Origin of the sequence: Actinomadura sp. 6N118, assembly GCF_044326415.1 — a bacterium.
In the GTDB taxonomy this organism is placed as follows: Bacteria; Actinomycetota; Actinomycetes; order Streptosporangiales; family Streptosporangiaceae; genus Spirillospora.
The window spans coordinates 76,071-82,994 of sequence record NZ_JBIRAZ010000034.1 but is presented as its reverse complement, the minus strand read 5'-3'; the positions used below and the strand labels follow the sequence as shown (position 1 = coordinate 82,994).

9 protein-coding genes are annotated in these 6,924 nt (G+C 67.8%); 6 read left to right on the top strand and 3 right to left on the bottom strand.

Annotated features, from left to right (window positions below):
- Nucleotides 1–189: 189 nt before the first annotated feature.
- Complete coding sequence (locus ACH34W_RS50380; protein WP_395968409.1) at nt 190–756, bottom strand: TetR/AcrR family transcriptional regulator; 567 nt, start codon at nt 754–756, stop codon at nt 190–192.
- A gap of 219 nt (nt 757–975) precedes the next feature.
- On the opposite strand from ACH34W_RS50380, the gene ACH34W_RS50375 reads away from it, so the two are divergent.
- From ACH34W_RS50375 to ACH34W_RS50365, 3 genes are all read left to right on the top strand, one after another.
- Nucleotides 976–1,767, top strand: a complete 792-nt coding sequence (locus ACH34W_RS50375; RefSeq protein WP_395968408.1) for an SDR family NAD(P)-dependent oxidoreductase — start codon at nt 976–978, stop codon at nt 1,765–1,767.
- A 93-nt stretch (nt 1,768–1,860) separates the two neighbouring features.
- Nucleotides 1,861–2,922 (top strand): alkene reductase, encoded by a 1,062-nt coding sequence (locus tag ACH34W_RS50370; protein WP_395968407.1) that lies wholly within the window; start codon nt 1,861–1,863, stop codon nt 2,920–2,922.
- 162 nt (nt 2,923–3,084) lie between these two features.
- The gene (locus tag ACH34W_RS50365; RefSeq protein ID WP_395968406.1) at nt 3,085–3,513 is read left to right on the top strand and encodes an ester cyclase; all 429 of its coding nucleotides are present in this window, start codon (nt 3,085–3,087) and stop codon (nt 3,511–3,513) included.
- Between the two features lie 75 nt (nt 3,514–3,588).
- On the opposite strand, the gene ACH34W_RS50360 is transcribed toward ACH34W_RS50365, so the two are convergent.
- Nucleotides 3,589–3,765, bottom strand: coding sequence for a hypothetical protein (locus ACH34W_RS50360; protein WP_395968405.1), 177 nt, complete (start codon nt 3,763–3,765; stop codon nt 3,589–3,591).
- A gap of 18 nt (nt 3,766–3,783) precedes the next feature.
- Nucleotides 3,784–4,005, bottom strand: a complete 222-nt coding sequence (locus tag ACH34W_RS50355; RefSeq protein WP_395968404.1) for a hypothetical protein — start codon at nt 4,003–4,005, stop codon at nt 3,784–3,786.
- 71 nt (nt 4,006–4,076) lie between these two features.
- On the opposite strand from ACH34W_RS50355, the gene ACH34W_RS50350 reads away from it, so the two are divergent.
- From ACH34W_RS50350 to ACH34W_RS50340, 3 genes are all read left to right on the top strand, one after another.
- Nucleotides 4,077–4,892, top strand: a complete 816-nt coding sequence (locus ACH34W_RS50350; protein ID WP_395968403.1) for an oxidoreductase — start codon at nt 4,077–4,079, stop codon at nt 4,890–4,892.
- Between the two features lie 92 nt (nt 4,893–4,984).
- Entirely contained in the window at nt 4,985–5,638 is a 654-nt protein-coding gene (locus ACH34W_RS50345) for an alpha/beta hydrolase fold domain-containing protein (RefSeq protein ID WP_395968402.1), read from the top strand.
- A 184-nt stretch (nt 5,639–5,822) separates the two neighbouring features.
- Nucleotides 5,823–6,923: an SMP-30/gluconolactonase/LRE family protein gene (locus tag ACH34W_RS50340; protein WP_395968401.1), complete on the top strand. Its 1,101-nt coding sequence runs from the start codon at nt 5,823–5,825 to the stop codon at nt 6,921–6,923.
- Nucleotide 6,924 lies beyond the last annotated feature (1 nt).

The following is a 6,924-nucleotide window of genomic DNA, read 5'->3' as shown; positions in this document are numbered from 1 at the left end:
AGACGGACCCGCTCGTCCAGGCGCCCGGCAGTGAGGCCTGGTGGGACGTCCCGGTCGCGGAGGTCTCCACTCTGGAATCCACCGCACAGGCCCACTCCCGCTACGCCGAAGCCAAGAAGGCGCAGCGTCCCCTGCTCTGACACGCGTTGCGAGAGCGGAGCCGGGTTCAACCGTGTCCAGGGTTCCGGGTCAGGGCCCGTGTGGTGCGCTCAGGGCTTTGTGGGTCGATTCCAGGATCTTCTCCGACAGTTCTGTGCCCGCTGTGGCCCGGGCAAGCAGGATCGCGCCGACCAGAGTGGCCACCATGGGAAGGCCGTCGTTGGCGTCGGTAGACAGCCACGCGGCGAATTCCTCGACTCCGGCTACGTACGTTTCGCGCACCTCTTCAGCTGTGGTCTCGCGAGCCATGTCCCCTGCGAATCCCGCGGTGGGACAACCGGTGCCGGGCTGGTCACGGTGCTCGGCCGACAGGTAGAAGTCGACGAGGGCGCCGCGTGCGGTGTCGTGATCGCCGTGGGCCGTGTCGAACTCCGCCAGGAGTAGGTCAAGGTCCCCGAAAGCGGCTTGAGCCGCCTCGGCTATCAGGGCCTCCTTGGAGGGGAACTGCTTGTAGAAGCCGCCCGTGGTCAGCCCGATGGACTTCATCAGATCGGCGACGCTGATGCCGTTCACGCCGCGCTCCCGGAAGAGCTGGGAGGCCGCGGCGACCGCGCGCCTGCGGTTCTCGATCGCCTGTGCTTGCGAAACACGACTCATCAGTCACCTGCCCACGTTAGATAGTAAAGCACATCTATCGTAGGCGAAGTGCCGTACGGCCGCGGCGCCCGCATGCACCTTGAGCAGTCTCCGACCGCGGACGGTGACTGACGGCATCGTGTGGCGGTTGACTGGCCATCTTTAGATACCTATCGTAATCTAAATCGAGGCCGAAGCTTTGGCCCCACTCATCCGCCAAGCCAGAAATGAGATCCCCCCATGACCACGCAGAACAAGAGCGCCGTCGTCACCGGCGCGTCCGCCGGCCTGGGTACCGCCTACGCGCAGCGGCTTGCCGACCGGGGCTACGACCTGATCCTGGTGGCCCGGAACACCGCGCGGCTGGAAACGCTGGCGTCGGACATCCGCAGCCGCACGGGCCGCGCAGTGGACGTCGTCACCGCCGACCTCACCGATGCAGCGCAGATCTCCGTGGTCGAGGAGCGTCTACGGACCGACGAGAGCATCGCGGTGCTGATCAACAACGCCGGCGGGTCGCTGTTCACCCCGCTGGCGGCCTCCGACCCTGCGGCCTCCGAGGCACTGATCAACCTCAACGTGACATCGCTGACCAGATTGACCACCGCGGTCCTGCCGGGCCTGACGGCCCGCGGGCACGGCACCGTGGTGAACATCTCCTCTGCCCTGGCTCTCAACATCCTGCCCGTCAGCGCCGTCTACAGCGGCACCAAGAGCTACGTGCTGACGTTCACCCAGGCCCTGCAGCAGGAACTCGCCGAGAGTCCCGTCACGGTGCAGGCCGTGCTGCCGGGCGCTGTCCGCACGGAGTTCTGGGACGGCTCCGGCCTCGACCTGGCGGCGTTCCCCGATGAGTGGATCATGAGCGCGGACGACGCCGTCGACGCGGCGCTCGCCGGCCTCGATGCCGGGGAGCCCATCACCATCCCCTCATTGCCGGAGATCAGCGACTGGGAGTCGTTCGAGAAGGCACGTCAGGCGCTCGTCCCGAACCTGTCGCAGCGGATCCAAGCCGATCGCTACCGCGCCTGACCGCCGCTCCGACTCCGGTGCAGGAGTCCCTTTGTGACAACGGCAAGCCCGCCACCCCGCAGCTCTCTCTCGCCCTTATTTGAGGAAACATCCATGTTGAACGCCCTGTGGAACCCGATCGTCGCCGGGGAGATCTCCCTGCCGCACCGGCTGGCGATGGCCCCCATGACGCGGGACCGGTCCACTCCGGAAGGTATACCCACCGAGCTGAACGCCGAGTACTACGCCCAGCGCGCCTCCCACGCCCTCATCATCACCGAGGGCACCCAGCCCAACGCCGACGGACAGGGCTATCTGCTCACCCCCGGCATCTACTCCGAGGAGCACGTCGCCGGGTGGCGCAAGGTCACCGACGCCGTGCACGGCGTCGACGGACGCATCGTCATCCAGCTCATGCATGTCGGACGGATGTCCCACCCCGACAACACCCCCCACCAGCGGCAGCCAGTCGCCCCTTCCCCGGTCCAGCCGGCGGGCACCATGTTCACCCCGTCCGGCCTCCAGGAAATGCCGGAGCCTCGCGAACTGTCCACCGAGGAGGTCGCCGCCACGGTCGACGACTTCCGCCGCGCCGCCGCGGCCGCCATCGCGGCCGGCGCCGACGGCGTCGAGATCCACGGCGCCAACGGCTACCTCCTGCATCAGTTCCTCGCCACCAACACCAACCAGCGCACCGACCGCTACGGCGGTTCCATCGACAACCGCATCCGCTTCGCCGTCGAGGTCGCCACCGCCGTGGCCGAGGAGATCGGCGCCGGTCGCACCGGCTTGCGGATCTCTCCCGGCAACCCGTTCAACGACATCGCGGAGAGCGACACCCATGAGCTGTATCCGGCACTCGTGCGCGCCCTCGCCCCGCTCAACCTGGCCTACCTGCACATCGGTAACTGCGGCGACGACGAACTCCTGCACACCCTCCGCAAGCTGTGGCCGAACACCTTGGTTCTCAACCGGGCCGGCACCGACATCGCCACTCGCGCCAAGGACATCGAGGACGGCCTGGCCGACATCGTCACCGTCGGCGTGATGGCACTCGCCAACCCCGACCTGGTCGAGCGCGTACGCACCGGCGCGCCGCTGAACACCCCCGACCCCGCCACCTTCTACGGCGGCGGCGAGGCCGGCTACACCGACTACCCCACCCACGCTGCCTGACAAACGACGCTCGTGACCGTCGCGTCCCGGGCTCGGAGGGGCGGTCGCACTCGCGCAGGCCGGAAACGTGCCAGACCCTGCTCGTCCAAGCGCCTGTTCGACCCAGTTCCACTGTCCGTCACCGGGGCGGAGCCGCTCCGGCCATCCATATTGGAGAAGCACATGTCTTCCTCGAACGTCGTAACCCAAACGACCACCGCCGACTTGCACCGGCTTGCCGATGAGTACGTCAAGCGCGTCAACCTGCGTGACCTCGACGCCCTGTTCGCTCTGTACGCGCCGGACTTCCGCTCCCACGCCGCCGACGGCACCACCACCGGCCTCGAGGAGAACCGCGCGGTGCTGACGTCGTTCCTCGACGCGGTCCCCGACTTCGCCGCCACCCCGGTCCGTGTCGTCGCCGAGGACGATTGGTTCGCGATCACCTTCATCCTCACCGGCACGAACACCGGGCCCTTCAACGGCACTCCCGCCACCGGCCGATCGATCAAGGTGCTGGAGCTCCGCATGTTCAAGGTGGCCGACGGGAAGCTCACCGAGCACTGGGGCCTCATCGACCTGGCGACGCTCTTCGCCCAGTTGCAGCCCTGAGAGGGTTACGTGAGTTGATGTCTGCTTCGCCCTTCCGGGAGGGGGAGGCGGGCCAGCCGCAGCGTCGCCGGGCGGCTATGGCCGCGGCTGGGTGAAGAAGCCCTGCTCGGTCTCGACCAGGATTCCGCGCTCGGTCAGCCGCTTGAGCTTCAGGCGGGTGTTGTTGATGTTGTTAGGCGCGACCTTCAAGTCCATCGCCTCGCACACCTGCCGCGCCCGCAGCGCCGCGTCGGCCGCGGCGAACAGCGCCATGATCTCCTGGTAGGCCGGTTAGTCCGGCAGTTTCGGGGCCGCGGCGCGGGCGGCTGCGGATCGGACAGCTCCAGCAGCGTCGAGCCCGTCGTGGGGGAGCACGACGGGCTCGTGCGGATGGAGGCCCGAGCTCAACCCCAACGTGGCCTGCGGCGGCGCGCAGATCCGCACGTGGTCCTTCCCGTACCAGACCCACGTTTCCCGGAACTTCTCATATCGCTGGACGTGACCCCTTGCCATCGACCGACCACCACCGTATTGTCGTACGAACGTAAGACATACGATCATAATTCAAACCTAGGGAGTTCGAGATGGCGACAACTCGGCCGGTGGCGCTTGTGACGGGTGCCTCATCGGGGATCGGCAAGGAGACGGCCCGCGCGTTCGTCGCGGCGGGTTTCGAGGTGATCGGAACCGGCCGCAACACCGCGCGGGTCACCGCGCTCGCCGGGGTGACCTACCTCGACCTCGACGTGACCAGCGACGAATCGGTCGCCTCAGTGGTCAAGCAGGTGATCGACCGGTTCGGGCACATCGACGTCCTGGTCAACAACGCCGGCGTCGGCGCCACCGGCGCGGCCGAGGAGTTCTCCGTCGCCCAGACGCACGACGTCTTCGACATCAACGTCTACGGCGTGATGCGGATGACCAAGGCGGTCCTGCCGCACATGCGCGCACAACGGCGCGGACGCGTCATCAACGTCTCCTCCCTCAGCGGGTTCGTCCCCAGCCCGTTCATGGCCATCTACGTCTCGACCAAGCACGCCGTTGAGGGCTACTCGGGGTCGCTGGACCACGAGGTCCGCGAGCACGGCGTCCGGATCCTGCTCGTCGAGCCCGGCCCGATCAACACTCCCTTCGGGGACCACAGTGTGCAGGCCGACACCCCACTGCGGCTCTATGAGTCCGGGCGGCGCACCTTCGACGAGGTGCTGGCCAAAAACACCAGCGGCGGCGACGATCCCGCCGTCGTGGCCAAGGTGATCGTCGCGGCGGCCACCGACAAGAACCCGAAACTGCGGCGCACCGCCGGCTCGACGGCCGCCCGCATCAGCGCGATACACCGCGTCGTTCCGGCCCGGATCTTCGACCGCATCGTCCGCAAATTCAACCGGATGCCGAGCTGACGCTCACCTTCGCGTACCCGAACCCGTCCGAAACCACCTGGGCACGACAAACGCACACCCAGCGACGTCGCTCCCCGTCCGATAGGAACACGATGTCTGAGCAACCCTTCAACCCGCAATTGCGGGCCGCGCGGTTCCTGCCCCGCACCGTGATCAGTTCCCGAACGCTGCCCACCGCCCGGCTCGCCACCAAGCTCGCCGGGATCGCTCAGCGGCCGGACGCGCAGGTCGTTTCCGTGGACGCAGACGTGTCAGTTCACGTCTTCCGGCCGGCGTCGGCCCGGCATCCGGGGCCGGCGCTGTTGCTGGCGAAGGAACGCGGCGAGATCCGTCCGGTCCTGCAATTGCTGTCCTACCCGATGCTGGACGACCGGACCACCACCCGCAGCGACATCGACCCGCGGCGGCTACGCATATGGAGCCAGAAAAGCAACCGGTTCGGCTGGCGCGCCTACCTCGGCCCCGCCACCGCGGACGGCGGCGTGTCACCGCTGGCCGCGCCGGCCCGCTACGACGACCTTTCCGGTCTGCCGCCCGCATGGATCGGCGTCGGCACCAACGACCTGTTCCACGACGAGGACGTCACATACGCCCGGCGATTGCAGCAGGCCGGCGTCGCCTGCGCCTTGCACGTAGTGCCCGGCGCCTACCACGCCTTCGACTCCATCGAAGGGAAAACCGCCGCCTCCCAGGCCTTCCTCCAGGCCCAAACCACCGCACTGGACGAAGCACTCAACGGCGGCTGAACGGACGCACACGACGGGTTTAGGGGTCTGTCAAGGAATGCGTCCGTAGCGCCAAGCCGATCGCCCCCCAGAGACCACTTTCAAGGGCGCCGATTCCACTCGGATGTCTGCGATGTACCCGGCATCTCCGATGTCGCCGAAAGTCCACCTATCAATCACTCGTTTGATTTGCCAAAGGAGAGTCATGCAGCAGCAACACCAGCACACGGCCCGGCGCAGTGCATCGAGCGCCAGGCGTTTTGTGAACAAGAACCTCGCGATCGCGTTGGCGGTCACCGCGGCGGCGGCCGTCGTGGGGGCGGCGCCGTCGGTGTCGGCGTCAGTGTCCGTGTCCGGAGGGACGGGATACTCCTATCGGGGCTCGGTTGTCACCAACGTGCGGACCGCGGCGACGTTCGACTACGCCGCCGGGGAGATCCCCGAGAACATCACCGTCAACCCCGACGGCTCAGTGACCCTGTCCCTGCTCGGCAGCTGCGCGGTATGCCAGCGCACCCATGCCCCGCAGCTGATGCACATCACCGCGTCCGGAGTCCGCACGGTGCTCGCCACCGGGCAGATCGGCGAGGCGATCAGCGGCAACACCCGCGGCGATGACGGCACCGTCTACTACAGCGTGTTCGCCCCGGGCGACGCGGACCGCAACGGCGTGTACGCCCTGCGTCCGGGCGGTACCCCTCAGCGCATCGCCGCTCTGCCCGCTGGCGCGGGCCCCAATGGGCTGGCCATCGACCCGGCCGGACGCACCCTCTACATCGCCGACAGCTTCCAGGCCACCATCTGGTCCGTCCCGGTCACGGGCGGAACGGTGACCCCCTGGCTGACCGACGCCGCGCTCGCACCGGTGCCGACCCAAGCCCTGCCGATCGGCGCCAACGGGCTCAGATTCCACAACGGCGCCCTGTGGGTCAGCAACTTCAACAAGGGAACCCTGCTGCGGGTCCCGGTCACCGGCACCGGCACGGCCGGACCCATCCGCCTTGTCACCGGCGGCCTGCCCAACATCGACGACCTCAGCTTCCTGACCCCCTGGTCCGACGTCGTGTTCGTCGCGCAGAACGGCTCCTCCTCCCAAAACGGCCCCGACAGGGTCGTGGTGGTCTACCCCAACGGCACCTACAAGCCTGTCCTGACCAGCACGGACGGCCTGGCCTCACCGTCGGCGACCGCGGTCCGCGGCGACCGGCTGTACATCACCAACGGCGGGGTCCCCGAACCCCACGACCCCAAGCTGCAGACTGGGAGGATCAACGTCGCTGCTCTGCTGGCCGGCGCGGCACACTGAC

Bases quoted from the DNA above. Each gene is read 5' to 3' on its own strand.
- ACH34W_RS50370 (WP_395968407.1), top strand. From the start codon at position 1,861: ATGTTGAACGCCCTGTGGAACCCGATCGTCGCCGGGGAGATCTCCCTG.
- ACH34W_RS50375 (WP_395968408.1), top strand. From the start codon at position 976: ATGACCACGCAGAACAAGAGCGCCGTCGTCACCGGCGCGTCCGCCGGC.
- ACH34W_RS50345 (WP_395968402.1), top strand. From the start codon at position 4,985: ATGTCTGAGCAACCCTTCAACCCGCAATTGCGGGCCGCGCGGTTCCTG.
- ACH34W_RS50350 (WP_395968403.1), top strand. From the start codon at position 4,077: ATGGCGACAACTCGGCCGGTGGCGCTTGTGACGGGTGCCTCATCGGGG.
- ACH34W_RS50355 (WP_395968404.1), bottom strand. From the start codon at position 4,005: ATGGCAAGGGGTCACGTCCAGCGATATGAGAAGTTCCGGGAAACGTGG.
- ACH34W_RS50340 (WP_395968401.1), top strand. From the start codon at position 5,823: ATGCAGCAGCAACACCAGCACACGGCCCGGCGCAGTGCATCGAGCGCC.
- ACH34W_RS50380 (WP_395968409.1), bottom strand. From the start codon at position 756: ATGAGTCGTGTTTCGCAAGCACAGGCGATCGAGAACCGCAGGCGCGCG.
- ACH34W_RS50365 (WP_395968406.1), top strand. From the start codon at position 3,085: ATGTCTTCCTCGAACGTCGTAACCCAAACGACCACCGCCGACTTGCAC.
- ACH34W_RS50360 (WP_395968405.1), bottom strand. From the start codon at position 3,765: ATGGCGCTGTTCGCCGCGGCCGACGCGGCGCTGCGGGCGCGGCAGGTG.